Source organism: Gillisella vitis, assembly GCF_001541345.2.
Lineage (GTDB): Bacteria > Pseudomonadota > Alphaproteobacteria > Rhizobiales > Rhizobiaceae > Allorhizobium > Allorhizobium vitis.
Genome location: NZ_LMVL02000003.1, coordinates 377213 through 399676 on the forward strand (window position 1 = coordinate 377213; position 22464 = coordinate 399676).

Genomic DNA, 22464 nt, shown 5'->3' on the forward strand with positions numbered 1-22464 from the left:
GCACCCGCTTTGGGCCATGCGCATTTATGGCTTGCGCAATCGGACCGAAAGCCTTAAACGGCGGCACTAAACCGGTTCGCCGCGTCAACCTTTTACGTTCACAGGAAGCATTCAAATGGCAAAGAGTAAGTTTGAGCGCAACAAGCCGCACGTTAACATCGGCACGATCGGCCACGTTGACCACGGCAAGACATCGCTGACGGCAGCAATCACGAAGTATTTCGGCGAGTTCAAGGCGTATGACCAAATCGACGCCGCTCCGGAAGAGAAGGCACGTGGTATCACCATTTCGACGGCCCACGTCGAATATGAAACGCCTGCTCGGCACTACGCTCACGTTGACTGCCCCGGCCACGCCGACTACGTCAAGAACATGATCACCGGTGCAGCGCAGATGGACGGCGCGATCCTGGTTTGCTCGGCTGCCGACGGCCCGATGCCCCAGACCCGCGAGCACATCCTGCTGGCCCGTCAGGTTGGCGTTCCCGCGATCGTCGTGTTCCTGAACAAGGTTGACCAGGTTGACGACGCTGAGCTTCTGGAACTGGTCGAACTGGAAGTGCGCGAACTTCTGTCGTCCTACGACTTCCCAGGCGACGACATTCCTGTCGTCAAGGGTTCTGCTCTGGCCGCTCTTGAAGATTCGGACAAGAAGATCGGCGAAGACGCAATCCGCGAACTGATGGCGGCTGTTGATGCCTACATCCCGACGCCTGAGCGTCCGATCGACCAGCCGTTCCTGATGCCAATCGAAGACGTGTTCTCGATCTCTGGCCGTGGTACGGTTGTGACGGGCCGCGTTGAGCGTGGTATCGTCAAGGTTGGCGAAGAAGTCGAAATCGTCGGCATCCGCGCGACTTCGAAGACGACGGTTACCGGCGTTGAAATGTTCCGCAAGCTGCTCGATCAGGGCCAGGCAGGCGACAACATCGGCGCACTGGTTCGCGGTGTGAACCGTGACGGCGTTGAGCGTGGTCAGATCCTCTGCAAGCCGGGTTCGGTTAAGCCGCACAAGAAGTTCATGGCAGAAGCTTACATCCTGACGAAGGAAGAAGGCGGCCGTCATACTCCGTTCTTCACCAACTACCGTCCGCAGTTCTACTTCCGCACGACGGACGTTACCGGTATTGTTTCTCTGCCTGAAGGCACGGAAATGGTTATGCCTGGTGACAACGTGACGGTTCAGGTTGAGCTGATCGTTCCGATCGCGATGGAAGAAAAGCTGCGCTTCGCGATCCGCGAAGGCGGCCGTACCGTCGGCGCCGGCATCGTCGCTTCGATCATCGAATAATGATGTCTTCCCTTAGGGGATGAAATGGACCCCGCTGGCAACAGCGGGGTTTCTTCGTTTAGGACGTTACGATTGGACTGAGCCAGTTTTCAGGGATGGTCTTCCTCAAATTGGACGCTATTGCGATGGAGACCATGAGAATATTTGCAAACGCCAAGCCGTACTGCAAATTCTTGGTGGCTAATGCAGTTAAGAGCTTGGTTCTCTTGTCTGCACCGGCCCCTATCCTTTAATAGAAAACAGACGTACAATTTCAGGAGTTGCGGTGTTGGACAACAAGCTTCAGATCTTCATTGGCTTCGATACAAAGGAAGTCGTGGCCTATCATGTGCTCGCCCAGAGTATTCTTGAACACTCGTCCATTCCTGTCGCCTTCACGCCCATCGTCCTCGACAATCTGGCCGGTATTTTCACACGCGAGCGCAATCCGCTGCAATCGACGGAGTTTTCCTTCTCCCGGTTTCTCGTGCCTTATCTGAGCGATTACCAGGGCTGGAGCATGTTCATGGACTGCGACATGCTGGCACGTGCCGATCTGGCCGAACTCTGGGCGCTGCGCGACGACCGCTACGCCGTAATGTGCGTCAAGCATGACTATCAGCCGAAAGTGGAAACCAAGTTTCTCGGTCAGACTCAGACCAAATACGAAAAGAAGAACTGGTCGAGCGTCATGCTGTTCAACAATGCCAAATGCACAGCATTGACCAAGGATTACGTCAACACCGCAACCGGTCTGCAACTGCACCAGTTCAAATGGCTTGAAAGTGACGATTTGATTGGTGGGCTGCCGCTGCATTGGAATTATCTGGTCAATGAATATGACCATGACCCGGCTGCCAAGATCGTCCATTTCACCGATGGCGGTCCTTATTTCGAACAGTACAAGAGTGACGACTATGCAGAAGAGTGGTTTGCTGCCCGCGAACGCATGCTGCACGTCACGCAGAGCCTGTGACCATGACAGTCCAGAACGGCAGCGCGCTCCCCACGACCGCCGGCATTCAGGCCTTTACGGACTGGCAGGCGTTGCTCGGCCGTTTCACTCACATTGTCCTCGTCGCCAACAGTGAGGAGGCCAATGTGGAAAGGCTGCGGCGCGAACTGCCGCAAACCGCTTTGTTCGTGTTTTTCAACAAGGTCTACAAGATCCTCGACAAACCGTTCGATCGCCCGTCGCTGCTGGTTGCGCGCAGTGGTTCGGTTGGTGCCAACATCGTTTACCGCAAGGAAGTCAAGAACGTGCTTGGCTATTTTCCGGGCGATGCATTTCTGGGCGTGATGAATGTCAGGGCCCATCCTGGCGAATTGTTCAGTGATACCACAAAATTCGAAGGGGCTGCGGTCGGCCATCTGGATCTCTCCAGCCATTTTTCCAGTTTTTATCCTGACGATCATATTCCCACCAGCGGTTTTGCCTTGGCCTTGTGGCTGAGCGAGCACCTGCCCGAAAAGACCATCCTGTTGGATGGATTTTCAGCTCGTCGCAGCGAGAAATGGAAAGTCTTTCATCTGCATGACTGGACATTCGAACAGGTCGTGCTGCGATTGTTCATCCATTCCGGCAAACTGGTTGCACCGGGCGCGGCTGAGAAAAATGCCTATGCTGCGCTACTGCAACGATTTCCAGACTTGAGCGAGGGGGCGGTTGCTCTGTCTGCTGCCGACGTGTTGGCCAGCCGCCTTGAAGGCGCAAACAAGGAGATCGATAAGCTGATTTCCGTCACCAAGATCCTGAGGTGGTTTTATCAACTCTCCAAAAAGCTGAAGCCCAAAACCCGAAAACAGCGATTGAATGCCAAGAAGGCAAAGAGCTGATCAAAGCCTTGTTATGCTGCAACGCAAAAATGTGATTTGCGGTCGGAAATGCTGTTCTGTAATATAGTGATATAACTATCTACACCGTCCCGTTTTGCCTGGGGCCGAGCCCACCCTGAACACATAAAGATGTATCTATGATTCGTCTGATGTGCGCGGTTGCGATTGCGCCTTTTTTGATTCTACCATTTTCCTGGGTTGGCCAGGCCGCCGACTTGGGCCGACCGCTGATCTGGAACGTCTCACGCAACGGCACGAGCGGCGTTGCCATTCAAACCGGCGTTCAGTTGCGCAATGCCTTTGAACCAAAAATAGGTGTCGATACCTCGATCATTGCCACCAAGAGCGGGCAGGTGGATCAATCCACTCTGCCGGTGCGGCTCTGGGGACGGTTGCGGTTGGAAGGCAACGATAAAACGAATGGGCCTGCGACCTACCTCAATACCAGTTTCACGCCCGCAACGGGTGCATCCAGCCTGTCGATGGAGCGCGCTTGGAACTGGACGCTGACGCCCGATTTCACGCTTGGTTCGACGCGCATTATCGAGGTGCGCCGGGTCAGTGGTGACGGTGCGGGGCTGTCGGCGAGCCAGCGGCTGGATCTGTCCATGCCGGATTGGTCGGCGTCGCTTTACAGCGAAGCGGGTATCGATCAGCTTGATGCGACAACCACGGGATCTGTCGGTATTGAGAAAAAGGTTTTCGGCGATGTTGGTCTTTCCGCCGCTATGACCAATCTGCTCGATGATCCCTCGACGACCTTCCGGGCGAGCTATAGTCGTCACTGGTAGGAAAACGGTATTTTGTTTTGAATGTGCAAAAAACCCTCTTGCCAATCGTCACCGACCGTCTTAAACGGAGCGCCAAGCAACGGACGGGATGGCCATCGGCACATCACTCGGACGTGCAGATAGGGGTATAGCTCAGTTGGTAGAGCGGCGGTCTCCAAAACCGCAGGTCGTAAGTTCGAGCCTTACTGCCCCTGCCATTTTTCACACAGTGTTGGAATTGATTTTTTCGACTTGTGGATTTTGGTGTTGTAGAATTTGTTTAAATGTCGGTTTTGCCCTTGTTAAAGTGAGAATCGGCGTTTATGTAACACTCAAACAGACACGCGGTGCGTGGGGCTGATCTTTTCAGCTTTACGTGCCGTAAATGCGTGGGCATTAGATGGCATCGAAGACTAATCCATTTGCGTTTTTGCAGCAGGTTCGCTCCGAAACGTCCAAAGTCACCTGGCCGTCGCGCCGCGAGACTGTGATCTCGACGTTGATGGTGTTGGCCATGGTGATTTTTGCCTCGCTGTTTTTCTTTGCGGCGGATCAGGTTATTGGCTGGGTTTTGAGCCTTGTCCTGAATCTCGGCAATTAACAGGACGGGAACGAACATGGCTGCACGTTGGTATATCGTCCACGCATATTCTAATTTTGAAAAGAAAGTCGCGGAATCGATTGAAGAGAAGGCTCGCCAGAAGGGCCTTGAGCATCTCTTTGAGAAAATCCTCGTTCCGACTGAAAAGGTCGTCGAGGTTCGTCGCGGCCGCAAGGTGGATAGTGAGCGCAAGTTCTTCCCCGGCTATGTGCTGGTGCGGGCGAATTTGACGGATGAGGTGTATCACCTGATCAAGAATACCCCGAAGGTTACGGGGTTCCTTGGTTCCGACAATAAGCCGGTTCCGATTCCTGACTATGAAGCTGACCGGATTCTCGGTCAGGTTCAAGAGGGTGTCGAGCGTCCCAAGTCGTCGCTGTCCTTCGAGATCGGCGAGCAGGTTCGTGTTTCCGACGGTCCTTTTGCATCCTTCAACGGTGTTGTTCAGGATGTCGATGAAGAGCGGTCGCGTCTTAAGGTCGAAGTGTCGATCTTTGGTCGCGCTACACCGGTCGAGCTTGAATACAGTCAGGTCGAAAAGGTCTGATTGCTGCGGGAGGGAAACCTCCCGTTTCGCGTGGGAGTGCGGCGGTCTCTTAAGCCGGACCGTTCATACGCACCACGCAACCGCAGCCGCCGGCATGTCCGGCATGAGTGGGCCGGGCCACCGGTCTGATAGAAAGGCAGAGAGAAATGGCTAAAAAAGTTGCAGGCCAGCTCAAGCTTCAGGTCAAGGCAGGATCGGCTAACCCGTCCCCGCCAATCGGTCCTGCGCTTGGTCAGCGTGGCGTAAATATCATGGAATTCTGCAAGGCGTTCAATGCCGCTACGCAGGAAATGGAAAAGGGCATGCCGATCCCGGTCGTCATTACCTATTACCAGGATAAGTCCTTCACCTTCATCATGAAGCAGCCGCCAGTGACTTACTGGTTGAAGAAGGAAGCTAAGATTCAGTCCGGTTCTAAGACTCCGGGCAAGGGTGGAAAAGCTGGTACTATCACTAAGGCTCAGGTTCGCACGATCGCTGAAGCCAAGATGAAGGACCTGAATGCTGCCGACGTTGACGGCGCTATGGCAATGGTTGAGGGCTCTGCCCGCTCCATGGGCTTGGAAGTGGTAGGTTAATCATGGCAAAGCTTGCAAAGCGTATTCAGAAGATCCGCGAAGGCGTTGATTCCACCAAGCTGGTTGCTCTGTCCGACGCCATTTCGATGGTCAAGGAACGTGCGGTTGCTAAGTTCGATGAAACCATCGAAATCGCTATGAACCTTGGCGTTGACCCACGTCACGCCGACCAGATGGTTCGTGGCGTTGTCAACCTGCCGAATGGCACTGGTCGCGACGTTCGCGTTGCCGTCTTCGCTCGTGGCGCTAAGGCTGATGAAGCCCGTGCAGCTGGCGCTGAAGTTGTTGGCGCTGAAGACCTGGTCGAAATCGTCCAGGGCGGCAAGATCGACTTCGACCGTTGCATCGCAACGCCTGACATGATGCCGCTGGTCGGCCGCCTCGGTAAGGTTCTCGGCCCGCGTGGCATGATGCCGAACCCGAAGGTTGGCACAGTGACCATGGACGTCGCAGGTGCTGTCAAGGCATCCAAGGGTGGCGCCGTCGAGTTCCGCGTCGAAAAGGCTGGTATCATCCATGCCGGTATCGGCAAGGCCTCGTTTGAAGCCAAGGCTCTTGAAGAAAACATCAAGGCTTTCGCTGATGCCGTCATCAAGGCAAAACCAGCTGGCGCGAAGGGTAACTACGTCAAGCGCGTAGCGATTTCCTCGACCATGGGCCCTGGCGTCAAGATCGACCCTTCGTCGGTCACAGCTTAATTTTTCGGGGTGTTTTACCCCGTATTCAAGAATTCCCGGTCCTTCGGGACCGGGAATGTCCGGTTTTATAACCGGATTTCCTGTCCGAGATTGTGGGCGGCCTTGCGGCCTTAATATCTGCCTGCATGAGACGGGTAAGACCCGAAATTCTTCACGGACGCCAAGGCGTTACGGAAGTGTCGGTTCGAGCCTTGTGTGCCTTGTGCCTGACGCCTTCGGGTGACAGTGCGGGGGGACAGGATCCTCAAGCGTCGCTTGGGATCTGACGAGTTTAGATCCCTTGAGGCAAAGGCAAACCCGATGGGGCCTGCAGGATTGCGGTCCCGTCTACTGGAGACAGACAGTGGAAAGAGCGGAAAAACGCGAATTCGTCACAGAACTGAACGAAGTCTTCAAGGCTTCTGGTTCGGTTGTTGTGGCCCACTATGCTGGTGTCACGGTTGCGCAGATGAACGACTTCCGTTCAAAAATGCGCGCTGCTGGCGGCACCGTCAAAGTCGCGAAGAACCGTCTGGCCAAGATCGCTCTTCAGGGCACGGAGTCGGAAGGGATGACAGATCTCTTCAAGGGCCAGACGCTGATTGCTTACAGCGTCGACCCGATCACGGCTCCGAAAGTCGTCATGGACTTTGCCAAGACCAACGACAAGCTCGTTGTTCTCGGTGGTTCCATGGGAACAACCACGCTCTCCGTGGATGCAGTCAAGTCGCTTGCGACCCTGCCTTCGCTGGACGAGCTGCGTGCAAAGCTGGTCGGCATGATTCAGACCCCGGCTACTCGCATCGCAGGCGTTGTTCAGGCACCGGCAGCTCAGCTTGCTCGCGTGTTTGCGGCTTATGCCAAGAAGGACGAAGCCGCGTAAGGCGGTTTTTCGCTGTTCATACCCAAAACCAGTTCGTTTCGAACCGAACACTGATAAAGGACTAGTAAAATGGCTGATCTCGCTAAGATCGTAGAAGACCTTTCCTCTTTGACCGTTCTGGAAGCTGCTGAGCTTTCCAAGCTGCTCGAAGAAAAGTGGGGCGTTTCTGCTGCAGCTCCTGTTGCTGTTGCCGCTGTTGCCGGCCCAGCTGCTGCTGCTGAAGAAGAAAAGACTGAATTTGACGTTATCCTGACGGATGCCGGCGCTAACAAGATCAACGTGATCAAGGAAGTTCGCGCAATCACCGGTCTGGGCCTGAAGGAAGCCAAGGACCTCGTTGAAGGCGCTCCGAAGGCTGTCAAGGAAGCCGTTTCCAAGGCTGAAGCTGCAGACCTGAAGAAGAAGCTTGAAGACGCTGGCGCCAAGGTTGACGTCAAGTAATTCATACTTTTGGCTCCGGCGAGGGTGCAAACTCTCTCCGGAGCTGTTCTCCTGACGGAAATTATTACCCAAAAGCCGGTAAAACGGCTTTTGGGTAATGGGTTCTCAAGAGGATGGTTCCGATCAGGCGCTCAAGGCAAACCGGCCTTTCCGCCTGAACTGGAACGAGATTGACAATCCATGATTGACGGAGCCGCCTGGCCAGCGGTGTTCGTCTGTTGCAGGCCCGGGTGCAAACTGACAAGGAGCGACGATGGCTCAGACCCTTTCCTTTAACGGTCGCAGGCGCGTACGCAAGTTTTTCGGAAAAATTCCAGAAGTCGCAGAAATGCCGAACCTCATCGAGGTTCAGAAGGCATCTTACGATCAGTTCCTCATGGTTGACGAGCCGGAAGGCGGTCGTCCCGACGAGGGACTTCAAACCGTTTTCAAGTCCGTCTTCCCGATCACCGATTTTTCCGGTGCCTCGATGCTGGAATTCGTGTCCTACGAATTCGAGCCGCCGAAGTTCGACGTTGATGAATGCCGCCAGCGCGATCTGACCTATGCAGCGCCGCTGAAGGTCACGTTGCGACTGATCGTGTTCGATATCGATGAAGATACGGGCGCCCGCTCGATCAAGGACATCAAGGAACAGTCGGTCTACATGGGCGACATGCCTTTGATGACCAATAACGGCACGTTTATCGTCAACGGCACCGAGCGCGTTATCGTCTCGCAGATGCATCGTTCGCCGGGCGTGTTCTTCGACCACGACAAGGGCAAGAGCCATTCTTCCGGCAAGCTGCTGTTTGCCGCCCGCGTCATTCCGTATCGTGGTTCATGGCTCGATATCGAATTCGACGCCAAGGACATCGTCCACGCCCGTATCGACCGCCGCCGCAAGATCCCAGTGACTTCGCTGCTGATGGCGCTTGGCATGGACGGCGAAGAAATCCTGTCGACCTTCTATTCGAAGTCCGACTACAAGCGCGATGGCAAGGGCTGGCGTGTGCCGTTCCAGGCGGAAACGCTGAAGGGCTCCAAGACGCTCGTCGACATGGTCGATGCCGATAGCGGCGAAGTCGTTGTCGAAGCCGGTAAGAAGCTCACCCCGCGTCTTCTGCGCCAGTTGCAGGACAAGGGTCTGAAGGCGCTGAAGGCGACCGACGAAGACCTCTACGGCAATTATCTGGCTGAAGACATCGTCAATTTCGCAACCGGCGAGATCTATCTCGAAGCTGGCGACGAAATCGACGAAAAGACCCTGCCGATCATTCTGGAAGCAGGCTTCGACGAGATCCCGGTTCTGGGCATCGACCATATCAATGTCGGCGCCTATATCCGCAACACGTTGGCTGCCGATAAGAACGAAAACCGCCAGGATGCGCTGTTCGATATCTACCGCGTCATGCGTCCGGGCGAGCCGCCAACCATGGATTCGGCTGAAGCCATGTTCAATTCGCTGTTCTTCGACAGCGAGCGTTATGACTTGTCGGCTGTTGGCCGCGTCAAGATGAACATGCGTCTCGACCTCGAAGTGGCCGATACCGTGCGCGTTCTGCGCAAGGAAGACATCCTGGCCGTGGTCAAGATGCTGGTCGAGCTGCGCGATGGCAAGGGCGAAATCGACGATATCGACAATCTCGGCAACCGCCGTGTTCGTTCCGTCGGTGAATTGATGGAGAACCAGTATCGTCTGGGGCTGCTGCGCATGGAGCGCGCCATCAAGGAACGTATGTCGTCGATCGAAATCGACACGGTCATGCCGCAGGATCTGATCAACGCCAAGCCTGCCGCTGCTGCTGTGCGCGAATTCTTCGGTTCGTCCCAGCTCAGCCAGTTCATGGACCAGGTCAATCCGCTGTCGGAAATCACCCACAAGCGCCGTCTTTCGGCTCTTGGACCGGGTGGTCTGACCCGCGAGCGCGCTGGCTTTGAAGTGCGCGACGTGCATCCGACCCATTACGGCCGTATCTGCCCGATTGAGACACCTGAAGGCCCGAATATCGGTCTGATCAACTCGCTTGCCACCTTCGCACGGGTCAACAAATACGGCTTCATCGAAAGCCCGTATCGTAAGATCATCGACGGCGTTGTGACGAAGGACGTGATCTACCTCTCCGCCATGGAAGAGGCCAAGTATTACGTTGCCCAGGCCAATGCCGAGCTGAACGCGGAAGGCAAATTCGTCGAGGAATTCGTCGTTTGCCGTCACGCTGGGGAAGTTATGCTGTCGCCGCGCGACACCATCAACCTGATGGACGTTTCGCCGAAGCAGCTCGTGTCCGTTGCCGCCGCTCTTATTCCATTCCTGGAAAACGACGACGCCAACCGCGCGCTGATGGGCTCCAACATGCAGCGTCAGGCTGTTCCGCTGCTGCGGGCTGAAGCCCCGTTCGTTGGGACCGGCATGGAGCCGATCGTGGCGCGTGACTCCGGTGCGGCTATCGGCGCCCGTCGTGGCGGCGTGGTCGACCAGGTGGATGCGACGCGTATCGTTATCCGCGCCACGGAAGATCTCGATGCCGGCAAGTCCGGTGTTGATATCTACCGTCTGCAGAAGTTCCAGCGTTCCAACCAGAATACCTGCGTCAACCAGCGTCCGCTGGTCGCCGTCGGCGATATTCTGAACAAGGGCGATATCATCGCGGACGGTCCGTCGACCGACCTCGGTGACCTGGCGCTTGGCCGCAACGCGCTCGTCGCGTTCATGCCTTGGAACGGCTATAACTATGAGGACTCGATCCTCATGTCGGAGCGTATCGTTTCGGAAGACGTCTTCACCTCGATCCATATCGAGGAGTTTGAAGTCATGGCCCGCGATACCAAGCTTGGACCGGAAGAAATCACTCGCGATATTCCGAACGTTTCGGAAGAAGCACTGCGCAACCTCGATGAAGCCGGTATCGTCTACATCGGTGCGGAAGTGCAGCCGGGCGATATCCTGGTCGGCAAGATCACTCCGAAGGGCGAAAGCCCTATGACGCCGGAAGAAAAGCTTCTGCGCGCCATCTTCGGTGAAAAGGCTTCCGACGTCCGTGATACCTCGATGCGCATGCCTCCGGGCACGTTCGGGACCATTGTCGAAGTTCGTGTTTTCAACCGCCACGGCGTTGAAAAGGACGAGCGCGCCATGGCCATCGAGCGCGAGGAAATCGAACGTCTCGCCAAGGACCGGGACGACGAACAGGCAATCCTGGACCGCAACGTCTATGGTCGTTTGCTCGATACGCTGCGTGGTCAGGTTTCGATTGCCGGTCCGAAGGGTTTCAAGAAGGGCGTCGAACTCAACAACGCCGTCATTTCTGAATATCCGCGTTCGCAATGGTGGATGTTTGCCGTTGAAGACGAGAAGGTTCAAAGCGAGCTGGAAGCGCTTCGTGGTCAGTACGACGAATCCAAGTCGCGCCTTGAGCAGCGCTTCATGGACAAGGTCGAAAAGGTCCAGCGCGGCGATGAAATGCCTCCGGGCGTCATGAAGATGGTCAAGGTCTTTGTTGCTGTGAAGCGCAAGATCCAGCCAGGTGACAAGATGGCCGGCCGTCACGGTAACAAGGGCGTCGTGTCGCGCATCGTTCCGGTCGAGGACATGCCGTTCCTCGAAGACGGTACGCATGTCGATATCGTTCTGAACCCGCTTGGCGTGCCGTCGCGTATGAATGTCGGCCAGATTCTTGAAACCCACCTTGCCTGGGCTTGCGCCGGCATGGGTCGCAAGATCGGGCAGATGCTTGAGGATTACCAGAAGCATCTCGACATCACCGAGCTCAGGACCGAACTGGTTGATCTCTACGCCAGTGAATCGCATGACGAAGTTGCCAGATTCGACGACGAATCGCTCCTGCGATTGGCTGATCAGGCCAAGAGCGGACTTTCCATCGCCACGCCGGTTTTCGACGGTGCGCATGAAAGCGACGTTTCGGAAATGTTGACCCGCGCCGGTCTGCACACATCCGGCCAGTCGGTTCTTTATGACGGACGTACGGGTGAAACCTTCGACCGTAAGGTCACCGTTGGTTACATGTACATGATCAAACTCAACCACTTGGTTGACGACAAGATCCATGCACGCTCCATCGGTCCTTACTCGCTTGTGACCCAGCAGCCTTTGGGCGGCAAGGCACAGTTCGGTGGTCAGCGTTTCGGGGAAATGGAAGTCTGGGCTCTGGAAGCTTACGGCGCTGCCTACACCCTGCAGGAAATGCTGACGGTGAAGTCGGACGACGTGGCCGGTCGTACCAAGGTCTACGAGGCGATCGTGCGTGGCGACGATACGTTCGAAGCCGGTATTCCGGAAAGCTTCAACGTTCTCGTCAAGGAAATGCGGTCGCTTGGTCTGTCGGTCGAGTTGGAGAATTCCAAACTCGAGACGACCGATACCGTCAACCCGTTGCCGGACGCTGCGGAATAACAGTGACAGTGGGGCGCGCGCGTTTCGATGCGCGCGCCGTCCTCCGCCAGTTGTAAACATCAACCGGCGTGGGGACTTTTGCCGCATTCAGCGGTTATTGTCGTTTTAAGGCGCGTTGTGGCTTCCCGGGAAGGGCCACATTCGTTGCCAAGCTGAGGGCCTCAGGCCCCACAAGGAGATAGGCATGAACCAAGAGGTCATGAACCTTTTCAACCCGCAGGTCCCTGCGCAGCATTTCGATTCCATCCGGATTTCGATTGCCTCGCCGGAGAAGATCCTGTCCTGGTCGTATGGCGAAATCAAAAAGCCTGAGACCATCAACTACCGCACTTTCAAGCCGGAGCGCGACGGACTGTTCTGCGCCCGTATCTTTGGTCCGATCAAGGATTACGAGTGCCTGTGCGGCAAGTACAAGCGCATGAAGTACAAGGGCATCATCTGCGAAAAGTGCGGCGTGGAAGTCACCCTGTCGCGCGTTCGCCGTGAGCGCATGGGCCATATCGAGCTGGCCGCTCCCGTTGCCCATATCTGGTTTCTGAAGTCGCTGCCGTCGCGCATTTCGACCCTGCTCGACATGACGTTGAAGGATGTGGAGCGCGTTCTCTACTTCGAAAACTACATCGTCACGGAGCCCGGCCTGACCGCCCTGAAGCAGAATCAGCTTCTGTCCGAAGAAGAATACATGATGGCGGTCGATGAATATGGTGAAGACCAGTTCACCGCCATGATCGGTGCTGAAGCCATCTTTGAAATGCTTGCCTCGATGAATCTCGAGCGCATCGCCGGCGAATTGCGTCAGGACCTTGCCGACACCACGTCTGATCTGAAGCAGAAGAAGCTGATGAAGCGTCTCAAGATCGTTGAGAACTTCATGGAGTCAGGCAATCGTCCTGAATGGATGATCATGAAGGTCGTTCCCGTGATTCCGCCGGACCTGCGTCCGTTGGTTCCGCTGGATGGTGGCCGTTTTGCAACCTCCGACCTGAACGATCTCTACCGCCGCGTGATCAACCGTAACAACCGTTTGAAGCGCCTGATCGAGCTTCGTGCGCCGGGCATCATCATCCGTAACGAAAAGCGCATGCTGCAGGAATCTGTGGATGCGCTGTTCGACAACGGTCGTCGTGGCCGCGTCATTACCGGTGCAAACAAGCGCCCGCTGAAGTCGCTGTCCGATATGCTCAAGGGCAAGCAGGGCCGCTTCCGTCAGAACCTTCTCGGTAAGCGCGTCGACTATTCCGGTCGTTCGGTTATCGTAACCGGTCCAGAACTGAAGCTGCACCAGTGCGGTCTGCCAAAGAAAATGGCGCTTGAGCTTTTCAAGCCCTTCATCTACGCCCGTCTCGACGCCAAGGGTTATTCCTCGACCGTCAAGCAGGCCAAGAAGCTGGTTGAAAAGGAAAAGCCGGAAGTTTGGGATATTCTCGACGAGGTTATCCGCGAACATCCGGTGCTGCTGAACCGCGCTCCGACGCTGCACCGTCTGGGTATCCAGGCCTTTGAACCTATCCTGGTTGAAGGCAAGGCCATCCAGCTGCATCCGTTGGTCTGCACGGCTTTCAACGCCGACTTCGACGGCGACCAGATGGCTGTTCACGTTCCGCTTTCGCTGGAAGCCCAGCTGGAAGCCCGCGTGTTGATGATGTCTACCAACAACATTCTGCATCCGGCAAACGGTGCACCGATTATTGTTCCTTCGCAGGACATGGTTCTCGGTCTCTACTATTTGTCGATTATGAACCAGAATGAGCCGGGCGAAGGCATGGTCTTCTCCGACATTGGTGAGCTGCATCACGCCCTTGAAAACAAGGTGGTGACGCTGCACTCCAAGATCCGTGGTCGTTTCAAGACCGTGGATGCGGAAGGCAAGCCTGTTTCGAAGATTTTCGAAACTACACCGGGCCGTATGCTCATTGGCGAACTTCTGCCGAAGAACGTCAACGTGCCGTTCGACACTTGCAATCAGGAAATGACCAAGAAGAACATCTCCAAGATGATCGACACGGTCTACCGTCATTGCGGCCAGAAGGACACGGTGATTTTCTGCGACCGAATCATGCAGCTTGGCTTCCGCCATGCATGTAAGGCAGGCATTTCCTTCGGTAAGGATGACATGGTCATTCCGGACTCCAAGGTGAAGATCGTAGGCGACACCGAATCCTTGGTGAAGGAATACGAACAGCAGTATAACGACGGTCTGATCACCCAGGGTGAGAAGTACAACAAGGTCGTTGATGCCTGGGGTAAGGCGACTGAAAAGGTTGCGGAAGACATGATGGCCCGCATTAAGGCTGTTGAGTTCGATCCGGAAACTGGCCGTCAAAAGCCAATGAATGCGATTTACATGATGTCTCACTCCGGTGCGCGTGGTTCTCCGAACCAGATGCGTCAGCTGGGTGGTATGCGTGGTCTTATGGCCAAGCCATCGGGCGAAATCATCGAAACACCGATCATTTCGAACTTTAAGGAAGGTCTGACCGTTAACGAGTACTTCAACTCGACCCACGGCGCCCGTAAGGGTCTTGCAGACACGGCCTTGAAGACCGCGAACTCGGGTTACTTGACCCGTCGTCTGGTTGACGTTGCGCAGGATTGCATCGTCAATCTGGTCGATTGCGGTACCGACAAGGGCCTGACCATGACGGCGATTGTTGACGCCGGTCAGGTTGTGGCTTCGATTGGTGTACGCGTTCTCGGCCGTACGGCGCTGGACGATATCGATCATCCTGTCACGGGCGAGCGGATCGTTGATGCAGGCCGCATGATCCTTGAAGCCGATGTCATCGAAATCGAGAAGGCTGGTATTCAGTCGATCCGTATTCGTTCGGCTCTGACCTGTGAAGTTCAGACCGGCGTCTGCTCGATCTGCTACGGTCGCGACCTTGCCCGTGGTACACCTGTGAACATGGGTGAAGCTGTGGGTGTTATCGCCGCACAGTCCATCGGTGAGCCAGGTACCCAGCTGACCATGCGTACATTCCACTTGGGCGGTACGGCCAACGTGGTTGACCAATCGTTCTTGGAAGCCTCCTATGAAGGCACGATCCAGATTAAGAACCGCAACATGCTGCGCAACTCTGACGGCATTTATGTCGCCATGGGCCGTAGCATCGCGGTGACGATCCTGGACGAACGCGGTGTCGAGCGCTCCTCGCAGCGTGTTGCCTATGGTTCCAAGTTGTTTGTCGACGATGGCGACAAGGTCAAGCGCGGTCAGCGTCTGGCTGAGTGGGATCCATACACACGCCCGATGATGACCGAAGTCGAAGGCGTCGTTCATTTCGAGGATCTGGTCGACGGTATTTCCGTTCTGGAAGCCACCGACGAATCCACTGGTATCACCAAGCGTCAGGTTATCGACTGGCGTTCGACGCCACGTGGCGCCGATTTGAAGCCGGCAATTGTCATCAAGGACACTCAGGGCAATGTGCTCAAGGTTCCGCGTGGTGGTGAAGCCCGGTTCCAGCTGTCGGTTGATGCAATCCTGTCGGTTGAACCCGGCCAGCGTGTCTCCCAGGGTGACGTGCTTGCTCGTTCGCCAATGGAAAGCGCCAAGACCAAGGACATCACCGGTGGTCTGCCGCGTGTTGCCGAATTGTTCGAAGCCCGTCGTCCGAAGGATCACGCCATCATCGCTGAAATCGATGGTACGATCCGGCTGGGCCGCGACTACAAGAACAAGCGTCGCGTTATCATCGAGCCGGCGGAAGACGGTGTCGAGCCTGTCGAATACCTGATCCCGAAGGGCAAGCCCTTCCATCTTCAGGAAGGCGACTATATCGAGAAGGGTGACTATATCCTCGACGGTAACCCGGCTCCGCACGATATTCTGGCGATCAAGGGTGTCGAAGCGCTGGCAAGCTACCTGGTCAACGAAATCCAGGAAGTCTATCGCTTGCAGGGCGTTGTGATCAACGACAAGCACATCGAGGTGATTGTTCGCCAGATGCTGCAAAAGGTCGAAATCACCGACAGCGGCGACAGCCAGTATATCGTTGGCGACAATGTCGACCGTATCGAGCTGGACGAAGCCAACGAGCGTCTGGTTGAAGAAGGCAAGAAGCCTGCCTTTGGCGACCCGGTATTGCTCGGTATCACCAAGGCCTCGCTGCAGACGCCATCCTTCATCTCGGCTGCGTCCTTCCAGGAAACCACCAAGGTTCTCACGGAAGCGGCAATTGCCGGCAAGACCGATACGTTGCAGGGCCTAAAGGAAAACGTCATCGTCGGTCGTCTGATCCCGGCCGGTACCGGTGGTACCATGACGCAGATCCGCCGTATCGCCACCTCGCGTGACGACCTCATTCTCGAGGAACGTCGCAAGGGAACCGGTGCGGATCTCGCAACCCCGATGCTGCGCGACATGGCAGGCGAGGGTGCTCCTGCCGCCGAGTAATTGGTGCTGAGCAATCGAAATAAAAAAGCCGTCCGGAGCGATCCGGGCGGCTTTTCCGTTTTATGATGTTGCCTAGCGAAGGTCGGAGTTTGTTCGGGCTTACCAGTGGGAAACGTAATCCGGTGCTTGGCTCAATGAGAACCTTACAGATCTAAGGAAGCAGGGGCAGGGCAGCGCCGTGCTCATAGCCTAGCCGCTGACTTGCCTCATCTCGGGCTAACCAGAAGAACGAAAAACGCACCGGAGCACCACCGCCGTGAGGCGTTGTTTCGCTGTGAATCCAGCTCTGCGGATAGAGAGTGTGAAGCAAAGGCAGGTGGAAAAAATGGCGCTTGTGGTGGATGGAAACCCCATCTCGAGCATCCCGATAATCGACAGAAGTCAGAAAACGGGGAGGCGAGGGACAGGCAAAGCCTGTCTCCTCTTCGAATTCGCGCCAAGCCGCAGCGCTCGGGCTTTCACCATGTTCAACGGTGCCACCAGGCACCTGCGGTAGGATATGTGGAAAATCCGGCTCATCGAAGACCAAGAGCCGGTTGCGGTCGGCTGCATAGACAAGGACCTTTTCGATGACATGTCCTGTCATTCATCGCTCACTCAGTTGAAGCGGATGATTGCCACTTCACCTTCGAGTGCGCCCTGATACGCCGAGGCATGCGGCTCGTCGGAAGGAGGCTCTGTCACCATGCCGATCTGGTCCAGGTCGGCCTCCAGAAAGCCTTCCTCGGCCAGTGCATTCAAAGCCTCGCGCACGGCGGAGTCGTCATCTGGCGCACTCAGCAAAATATGCAGGTCGATCCCTTCTGTGCCCGTTTCTTCATAGGCCTTGGCAATGATGATGAAGACCATTGGTCCGTCCGAATTATTGTCATTGTCAGGGGTCGAAATCATCAGTCGGTCCTTATGACGGGTCGCCTTTCTTATAGCTCGAGACAAGCGAGCCGCCAGGTGACCGCGATAGCAACGGTTAGAAAGTCTTGTAGACGGGAATCGCCTCGGCACAATAACCTAATCGATAATGTCATCGTTATAGAGCCATCCGCCGTCGTCAAGCTGAAGGCTGGTTGCAAATCCCAAATCGCTCAGCTTCATGTGCAAAACCCGCCGTTTGACAGGCATGAAAACGATTCTTCTATCGCAGGCTGAAAATCGGTATGTGCAAGGTCGGAATCGGTTGATGACAATTGCATAATCGAGCGAAACCCGTCATAATCACAAACAGGCCGGGACCAAAGCGGCCATAGGGCTTTGGAGAGCTATTAATTTTGCGCCATGGCTTGACGGAACGGGGTGAAAACAGTAGTACGCCCCGCATCGGAGCCAATGCACGGTTATAATTTTCAGGACATATTGTTCTGAAGTTTGCCCCAGGCTTAGGATCCAAACGCACTTTGAAGACATGAATGCTGCACGCATGACGCAGTCGCATGCGTCCTCTGCTTTTTGTGGTCCATCCGGAAGTCCGGATCGGGCCACATTCGCGCATGGCGAAAATTGTGCGAGCGCCGCCGGAAACGGCACAAACGGGCCTGAAAAGGCTCAAGTGACAAGAATTATAAGGGATGGTTCTATGCCTACCGTAAATCAGCTGATCCGCAAGCCGCGTCAGGCGCAGGTAAAGCGCAACAAGGTTCCTGCCTTGCAGGAAAATCCACAGAAGCGCGGCGTTTGCACCCGCGTTTATACCACGACCCCGAAGAAGCCGAACTCGGCTCTGCGTAAGGTTGCCAAGATCCGTTTGACCAATGGCTTCGAAGTCATCGGCTACATTCCGGGCGAAGGCCACAACCTCCAGGAACACTCTGTCGTCATGATCCGTGGCGGCCGCGTCAAGGACTTGCCGGGCGTTCGTTACCACATCATCCGTGGTGTTCTCGATACCCAGGGTGTCAAGAACCGTAAGCAGCGCCGTTCCAAGTATGGTGCAAAGCGTCCGAAGTAAGTCGGAAGCCTTCTTTGAAATTCAGCGCTGCGCGAGGTTCTCCGCGTGATAAAGCGTTCTAACCGTTGAGAGACGAAGTAAAATGTCCCGTCGCCATAAAGCAGAAAAGCGTGAGATCAACCCGGACCCAAAGTTCGGTGATCTGGTCGTCACCAAGTTCATGAACGCCATCATGTTGCACGGCAAGAAGTCCGTCGCTGAGAGCATCGTCTACGGTGCCTTCGATGTCGTTGAAGCCAAGTCCAAGGCAGAGCCGATCGCAATCTTCCATCAGGCGCTTGAAAATGTCGCCCCGCATGTTGAAGTTCGTTCGCGCCGCGTTGGTGGTGCAACGTACCAGGTCCCTGTCGACGTCCGTCCGGAGCGCCGCCAGGCGCTCGCCATTCGCTGGCTGATCATCGCCGCTCGCAAGCGCAACGAGACCACCATGGTCGATCGTTTGTCTGGCGAATTGCTTGATGCGTCCAACAATCGCGGCAGCGCTGTCAAGAAGCGTGAAGACACGCACAAGATGGCCGACGCCAACCGCGCCTTCTCGCATTACCGCTGGTAATCTTAGACGATCGAATATCGAAAGGCAGTCCACTATGGCTCGCGAATATAAAATCGAAGACTACCGCAATTTCGGGATCATGGCGCATATCGACGCCGGTAAGACCACGACGACTGAGCGGATTCTCTACTACACCGGCAAGTCGCACAAGATCGGCGAAGTTCATGATGGCGCAGCCACGATGGACTGGATGGAGCAGGAGCAGGAGCGTGGTATCACCATCACTTCCGCTGCGACCACGACCTACTGGAAGGGTCGCGACGGCAAGATGCGCCGTTTCAACATCATCGACACTCCCGGCCACGTCGACTTCACGATTGAAGTCGAGCGTTCGCTCCGCGTACTCGACGGTGCAATTGCGCTTCTCGATGCCAACGCTGGTGTTGAACCGCAGACAGAAACCGTTTGGCGTCAGGCTGAAAAGTACAACGTTCCGCGGATGATCTTCTGCAACAAGATGGACAAGACCGGCGCTGACTTCTACCGTTCGGTAGAAATGATCAAGACCCGTCTCGGTGCCACCGCTGTTGTTATGCAGTTGCCAATCGGCGCTGAAACAGAGTTCAAGGGCGTTGTCGACCTGATCGAGATGAATGCACTCGTCTGGCGTGATGAATCGCTGGGCGCTGCCTGGGACGTTGTGGAAATCCCCGACGATCTGAAGGAAAAGGCCGTTGAATATCGCGAAAAGCTGATCGAGACCGTTGTCGAGATCGACGAACAGGCGATGGAGGACTACCTGAACGGCATCATGCCTGATAATGACAAGATCCGTGCTCTCGTTCGTCAGGGCACGATTGAAGTCAAGTTCCATCCGATGTTCTGCGGCACGGCCTTCAAGAACAAGGGCGTTCAGCCTTTGCTCGACGCTGTTTGCGAATACCTGCCTTCTCCTCTCGATATCCCTGCTATCAAGGGTATCGACGTGAAGACCGACGGTGAAATCGAACGTCATCCTGATGATGCCGAGCCGTTGTCGATGTTGGCGTTCAAGATCATGAACGACCCCTTCGTTGGTTCGCTGACCTTCTGCCGTATCTATTCTGGCAAGCTCGAAAAGGGCGCGTCGGTCATGAACACGGTCAAGGAAAAGCGCGAACGCGTTGGCCGTATGCTTCAGATGCATTCCAACAGCCGTGAAGACATCGAAGAAGCCTTTGCTGGCGACATCGTTGCTCTGGCTGGCCTGAAGGAAAGCACCACGGGCGATACGCTTTGCGATCCTTTGAACCAGGTTATCCTTGAGCGCATGGAATTCCCCGAGCCGGTCATTCAGATCGCGATCGAGCCGAAGACCAAGGGCGACCAGGAAAAGATGGGCCTCGCGCTCAACCGTCTGGCTGCTGAGGATCCGTCTTTCCGCGTCAAGACCGACCAGGAATCCGGCCAGACGATCATCGCCGGCATGGGTGAACTTCACCTGGACATCATCGTTGACCGTATGCGTCGTGAGTTCAAGGTAGAAGCAACTGTCGGTGCGCCGCAGGTTGCTTATCGCGAAACCATTACGCGTCAGCACGAAGAAGATTACACCCACAAGAAGCAGTCTGGTGGTACGGGTCAGTTCGCCCGCGTCAAGATCATCTTCGAACCGAATCCTGAAGGCGATGACTTCAAGTTCGACTCGAAGATCGTTGGTGGTTCGGTTCCCAAGGAATACATCCCCGGCGTTCAGAAGGGTATCGAAAGCGTGCTGTCTTCCGGTCCGCTGGCTGGCTTCCCGATGCTCGGCGTCAAGGCAACTCTGATCGATGGTGCTTACCACGATGTCGACTCGTCGGTTCTGGCGTTCGAAATCGCTTCGCGTGCCTGCTTCCGTGAAGCAGCCAAGAAGGCTGGTGCTCAGCTGCTTGAGCCAATGATGAAGGTGGAAGTCGTGACGCCGGAAGATTACGTGGGTGACGTGATCGGTGACCTGAACTCCCGCCGTGGTCAGATCCAGGGTCAGGAAAGCCGTGGTATCGCCGTTGTCATCAACGCGCATGTGCCGCTGGCCAACATGTTCAAATACGTCGACAACCTGCGCTCCATGAGCCAAGGTCGCGCTCAGTACTCGATGGTGTTCGATCACTATTCGCCCGTTCCGAGCAATGTCGCTGCCGAAATTCAGGCAAAGTACTCCGGTCAGAAATGATCGGGGTAACCCGCCGGAACTGATAACAGGAATTTCCCCCTTCATGGGGATGAGATAATGGAGAGCCGAAAATGGCAAAGAGTAAGTTTGAGCGCAACAAGCCGCACGTTAACATCGGCACGATCGGCCACGTTGACCACGGCAAGACATCGCTGACGGCAGCAATCACGAAGTATTTCGGCGAGTTCAAGGCGTATGACCAAATCGACGCCGCTCCGGAAGAAAAGGCACGTGGTATCACCATTTCGACGGCTCACGTCGAATATGAAACGCCTGCCCGTCACTACGCTCACGTTGACTGCCCCGGCCACGCCGACTACGTCAAGAACATGATCACCGGTGCAGCGCAGATGGACGGCGCGATCCTGGTTTGCTCGGCTGCCGACGGCCCGATGCCCCAGACCCGCGAGCACATTCTGCTGGCCCGTCAGGTTGGCGTTCCCGCGATCGTCGTGTTCCTCAACAAGGTTGACCAGGTTGACGACGCTGAGCTTCTGGAACTGGTCGAACTGGAAGTGCGCGAACTTCTGTCGTCCTACGACTTCCCAGGCGACGATATTCCTGTCGTCAAGGGTTCTGCTCTGGCCGCTCTTGAAGATTCGGACAAGAAGATCGGCGAAGACGCAATCCGCGAACTGATGGCGGCTGTTGATGCCTACATCCCGACGCCTGAGCGTCCGATTGACCAGCCGTTCCTGATGCCGATCGAAGATGTGTTCTCGATCTCTGGCCGTGGTACGGTTGTGACGGGCCGCGTTGAGCGTGGTATCGTCAAGGTTGGCGAAGAAGTCGAAATCGTCGGCATCCGCGCGACTTCGAAGACGACGGTTACCGGCGTTGAAATGTTCCGCAAGCTGCTCGATCAGGGCCAGGCAGGCGACAACATCGGCGCACTGGTTCGCGGTGTGAACCGTGACGGCGTTGAGCGTGGTCAGATCCTCTGCAAGCCGGGTTCGGTTAAGCCGCACAAGAAGTTCATGGCAGAAGCTTACATCCTGACGAAGGAAGAAGGCGGCCGTCATACTCCGTTCTTCACCAACTACCGTCCGCAGTTCTACTTCCGCACGACGGACGTTACCGGTATTGTTTCTCTGCCTGAAGGCACGGAAATGGTTATGCCTGGTGACAACGTGACGGTTCAGGTTGAGCTGATCGTTCCGATCGCGATGGAAGAAAAGCTGCGCTTCGCGATCCGCGAAGGCGGCCGTACCGTCGGCGCCGGCATCGTCGCTTCGATCATCGAATAAGTCGTCTTAATACAGACGAAGAAGCGCGGCATTCAATGCCGCGCTTCTTTATTTCCGGGAATCAGTTGACGAATTGACGGGGACGTTGTATGCCCCCGCCACGAACAAGGAAGAGCGGCGCATCGCTCCTCTTTCCTCTGGCTCTGCTAAGTTTCGCGACCCGGTCTTGGGTTGTACTGGTGGGGTCCCTGATGCA

18 protein-coding genes and 1 tRNA gene are annotated in these 22464 nt (G+C 55.8%); 17 read left to right on the forward strand and 2 right to left on the reverse strand.

Annotated elements, in window-relative coordinates:
* Positions 1 to 115 precede the first annotated feature (115 nt).
* The 13 genes from tuf (ASB66_RS11865) (at position 116) to rpoC (ending at position 16392) form a co-directional block, all read left to right on the forward strand.
* Positions 116 to 1291 carry an elongation factor Tu gene (gene tuf, locus ASB66_RS11865; protein ID WP_060715705.1) on the forward strand — a complete coding sequence of 392 codons (1176 nt, stop codon included), beginning with the start codon at positions 116 to 118 and terminating at the stop codon, positions 1289 to 1291.
* A 265-nt stretch (positions 1292 to 1556) separates the two neighbouring features.
* The gene (locus ASB66_RS11870) at positions 1557 to 2246 is read left to right on the forward strand and encodes a glycosyltransferase family protein (protein WP_060715714.1); all 690 of its coding nucleotides are present in this window, start codon (positions 1557 to 1559) and stop codon (positions 2244 to 2246) included.
* Positions 2247 to 2248: 2 nt separating this feature from the next.
* Complete coding sequence (locus ASB66_RS11875; protein WP_234614339.1) at positions 2249 to 3106, forward strand: 3-deoxy-manno-octulosonate cytidylyltransferase; 858 nt, start codon at positions 2249 to 2251, stop codon at positions 3104 to 3106.
* Between the two features lie 137 nt (positions 3107 to 3243).
* Complete coding sequence (locus ASB66_RS11880) at positions 3244 to 3897, forward strand: hypothetical protein (RefSeq protein ID WP_060715713.1); 654 nt, start codon at positions 3244 to 3246, stop codon at positions 3895 to 3897.
* A 121-nt stretch (positions 3898 to 4018) separates the two neighbouring features.
* A tRNA-Trp gene (locus tag ASB66_RS11885) sits at positions 4019 to 4094 on the forward strand.
* Positions 4095 to 4276: 182 nt separating this feature from the next.
* Complete coding sequence (secE, locus tag ASB66_RS11890) at positions 4277 to 4477, forward strand: preprotein translocase subunit SecE (protein ID WP_015915725.1); 201 nt, start codon at positions 4277 to 4279, stop codon at positions 4475 to 4477.
* A 16-nt stretch (positions 4478 to 4493) separates the two neighbouring features.
* The gene (gene nusG, locus ASB66_RS11895) at positions 4494 to 5024 is read left to right on the forward strand and encodes a transcription termination/antitermination protein NusG (RefSeq protein WP_060715712.1); all 531 of its coding nucleotides are present in this window, start codon (positions 4494 to 4496) and stop codon (positions 5022 to 5024) included.
* Positions 5025 to 5170: 146 nt separating this feature from the next.
* Positions 5171 to 5602 (forward strand): 50S ribosomal protein L11, encoded by a 432-nt coding sequence (gene rplK / locus ASB66_RS11900; RefSeq protein ID WP_015915727.1) that lies wholly within the window; start codon positions 5171 to 5173, stop codon positions 5600 to 5602.
* 2 nt (positions 5603 to 5604) lie between these two features.
* Complete coding sequence (rplA, locus tag ASB66_RS11905) at positions 5605 to 6300, forward strand: 50S ribosomal protein L1 (protein ID WP_060715711.1); 696 nt, start codon at positions 5605 to 5607, stop codon at positions 6298 to 6300.
* A gap of 343 nt (positions 6301 to 6643) precedes the next feature.
* Complete coding sequence (gene rplJ / locus ASB66_RS11910) at positions 6644 to 7162, forward strand: 50S ribosomal protein L10 (protein ID WP_015915729.1); 519 nt, start codon at positions 6644 to 6646, stop codon at positions 7160 to 7162.
* Positions 7163 to 7231: 69 nt separating this feature from the next.
* A complete protein-coding gene (gene rplL, locus ASB66_RS11915; protein WP_060715710.1) occupies positions 7232 to 7603 on the forward strand; it encodes a 50S ribosomal protein L7/L12 in 372 nt (123 codons plus the stop codon).
* 253 nt (positions 7604 to 7856) lie between these two features.
* Positions 7857 to 11996: a DNA-directed RNA polymerase subunit beta gene (gene rpoB, locus ASB66_RS11920; protein ID WP_060715709.1), complete on the forward strand. Its 4140-nt coding sequence runs from the start codon at positions 7857 to 7859 to the stop codon at positions 11994 to 11996.
* Between the two features lie 184 nt (positions 11997 to 12180).
* Positions 12181 to 16392 carry a DNA-directed RNA polymerase subunit beta' gene (gene rpoC, locus ASB66_RS11925; protein ID WP_060715708.1) on the forward strand — a complete coding sequence of 1404 codons (4212 nt, stop codon included), beginning with the start codon at positions 12181 to 12183 and terminating at the stop codon, positions 16390 to 16392.
* A 151-nt stretch (positions 16393 to 16543) separates the two neighbouring features.
* Here the strand turns inward: rpoC and ASB66_RS11930 are convergent, their stop codons facing one another.
* Together ASB66_RS11930 and ASB66_RS11935 are read right to left on the reverse strand one after the other, a co-directional pair.
* On the reverse strand, positions 16544 to 16978 hold the full coding sequence (locus ASB66_RS11930) for an NUDIX hydrolase (protein ID WP_060715707.1): 435 nt from the start codon (positions 16976 to 16978) through the stop codon (positions 16544 to 16546).
* 11 nt (positions 16979 to 16989) lie between these two features.
* On the reverse strand, positions 16990 to 17283 hold the full coding sequence (locus tag ASB66_RS11935) for a hypothetical protein (protein WP_015915734.1): 294 nt from the start codon (positions 17281 to 17283) through the stop codon (positions 16990 to 16992).
* 679 nt (positions 17284 to 17962) lie between these two features.
* Between ASB66_RS11935 and rpsL the strand changes: the two genes are divergently transcribed.
* The 4 genes from rpsL to tuf (ASB66_RS11955) all read left to right on the forward strand — a co-directional run bounded on the left by rpsL (position 17963) and on the right by tuf (ASB66_RS11955) (position 22268).
* Positions 17963 to 18334, forward strand: coding sequence for a 30S ribosomal protein S12 (gene rpsL, locus ASB66_RS11940; RefSeq protein ID WP_003507760.1), 372 nt, complete (start codon positions 17963 to 17965; stop codon positions 18332 to 18334).
* A gap of 82 nt (positions 18335 to 18416) precedes the next feature.
* Positions 18417 to 18887: a 30S ribosomal protein S7 gene (rpsG, locus tag ASB66_RS11945; protein WP_015915736.1), complete on the forward strand. Its 471-nt coding sequence runs from the start codon at positions 18417 to 18419 to the stop codon at positions 18885 to 18887.
* A gap of 34 nt (positions 18888 to 18921) precedes the next feature.
* Positions 18922 to 21021, forward strand: coding sequence for an elongation factor G (fusA, locus tag ASB66_RS11950; protein WP_060715706.1), 2100 nt, complete (start codon positions 18922 to 18924; stop codon positions 21019 to 21021).
* Positions 21022 to 21092: 71 nt separating this feature from the next.
* The gene (gene tuf / locus ASB66_RS11955) at positions 21093 to 22268 is read left to right on the forward strand and encodes an elongation factor Tu (RefSeq protein ID WP_060715705.1); all 1176 of its coding nucleotides are present in this window, start codon (positions 21093 to 21095) and stop codon (positions 22266 to 22268) included.
* The last annotated feature ends 196 nt before the right edge of the window (positions 22269 to 22464 follow it).

What these genes read in the sequence shown, in the direction of transcription:
- tuf (WP_060715705.1), top strand. Translation starts at nt 116, where the DNA reads ATGGCAAAGAGTAAGTTTGAGCGCAACAAGCCGCACGTTAACATCGGC.
- ASB66_RS11875 (WP_234614339.1), top strand. Translation starts at nt 2,249, where the DNA reads ATGACAGTCCAGAACGGCAGCGCGCTCCCCACGACCGCCGGCATTCAG.
- ASB66_RS11880 (WP_060715713.1), top strand. Translation starts at nt 3,244, where the DNA reads ATGATTCGTCTGATGTGCGCGGTTGCGATTGCGCCTTTTTTGATTCTA.
- secE (WP_015915725.1), top strand. Translation starts at nt 4,277, where the DNA reads ATGGCATCGAAGACTAATCCATTTGCGTTTTTGCAGCAGGTTCGCTCC.
- nusG (WP_060715712.1), top strand. Translation starts at nt 4,494, where the DNA reads ATGGCTGCACGTTGGTATATCGTCCACGCATATTCTAATTTTGAAAAG.
- rplK (WP_015915727.1), top strand. Translation starts at nt 5,171, where the DNA reads ATGGCTAAAAAAGTTGCAGGCCAGCTCAAGCTTCAGGTCAAGGCAGGA.
- rplA (WP_060715711.1), top strand. Translation starts at nt 5,605, where the DNA reads ATGGCAAAGCTTGCAAAGCGTATTCAGAAGATCCGCGAAGGCGTTGAT.
- rplL (WP_060715710.1), top strand. Translation starts at nt 7,232, where the DNA reads ATGGCTGATCTCGCTAAGATCGTAGAAGACCTTTCCTCTTTGACCGTT.
- rpoB (WP_060715709.1), top strand. Translation starts at nt 7,857, where the DNA reads ATGGCTCAGACCCTTTCCTTTAACGGTCGCAGGCGCGTACGCAAGTTT.
- rpoC (WP_060715708.1), top strand. Translation starts at nt 12,181, where the DNA reads ATGAACCAAGAGGTCATGAACCTTTTCAACCCGCAGGTCCCTGCGCAG.
- ASB66_RS11930 (WP_060715707.1), bottom strand. Translation starts at nt 16,978, where the DNA reads ATGACAGGACATGTCATCGAAAAGGTCCTTGTCTATGCAGCCGACCGC.
- ASB66_RS11935 (WP_015915734.1), bottom strand. Translation starts at nt 17,283, where the DNA reads ATGATTTCGACCCCTGACAATGACAATAATTCGGACGGACCAATGGTC.
- rpsL (WP_003507760.1), top strand. Translation starts at nt 17,963, where the DNA reads ATGCCTACCGTAAATCAGCTGATCCGCAAGCCGCGTCAGGCGCAGGTA.
- rpsG (WP_015915736.1), top strand. Translation starts at nt 18,417, where the DNA reads ATGTCCCGTCGCCATAAAGCAGAAAAGCGTGAGATCAACCCGGACCCA.
- fusA (WP_060715706.1), top strand. Translation starts at nt 18,922, where the DNA reads ATGGCTCGCGAATATAAAATCGAAGACTACCGCAATTTCGGGATCATG.
- tuf (WP_060715705.1), top strand. Translation starts at nt 21,093, where the DNA reads ATGGCAAAGAGTAAGTTTGAGCGCAACAAGCCGCACGTTAACATCGGC.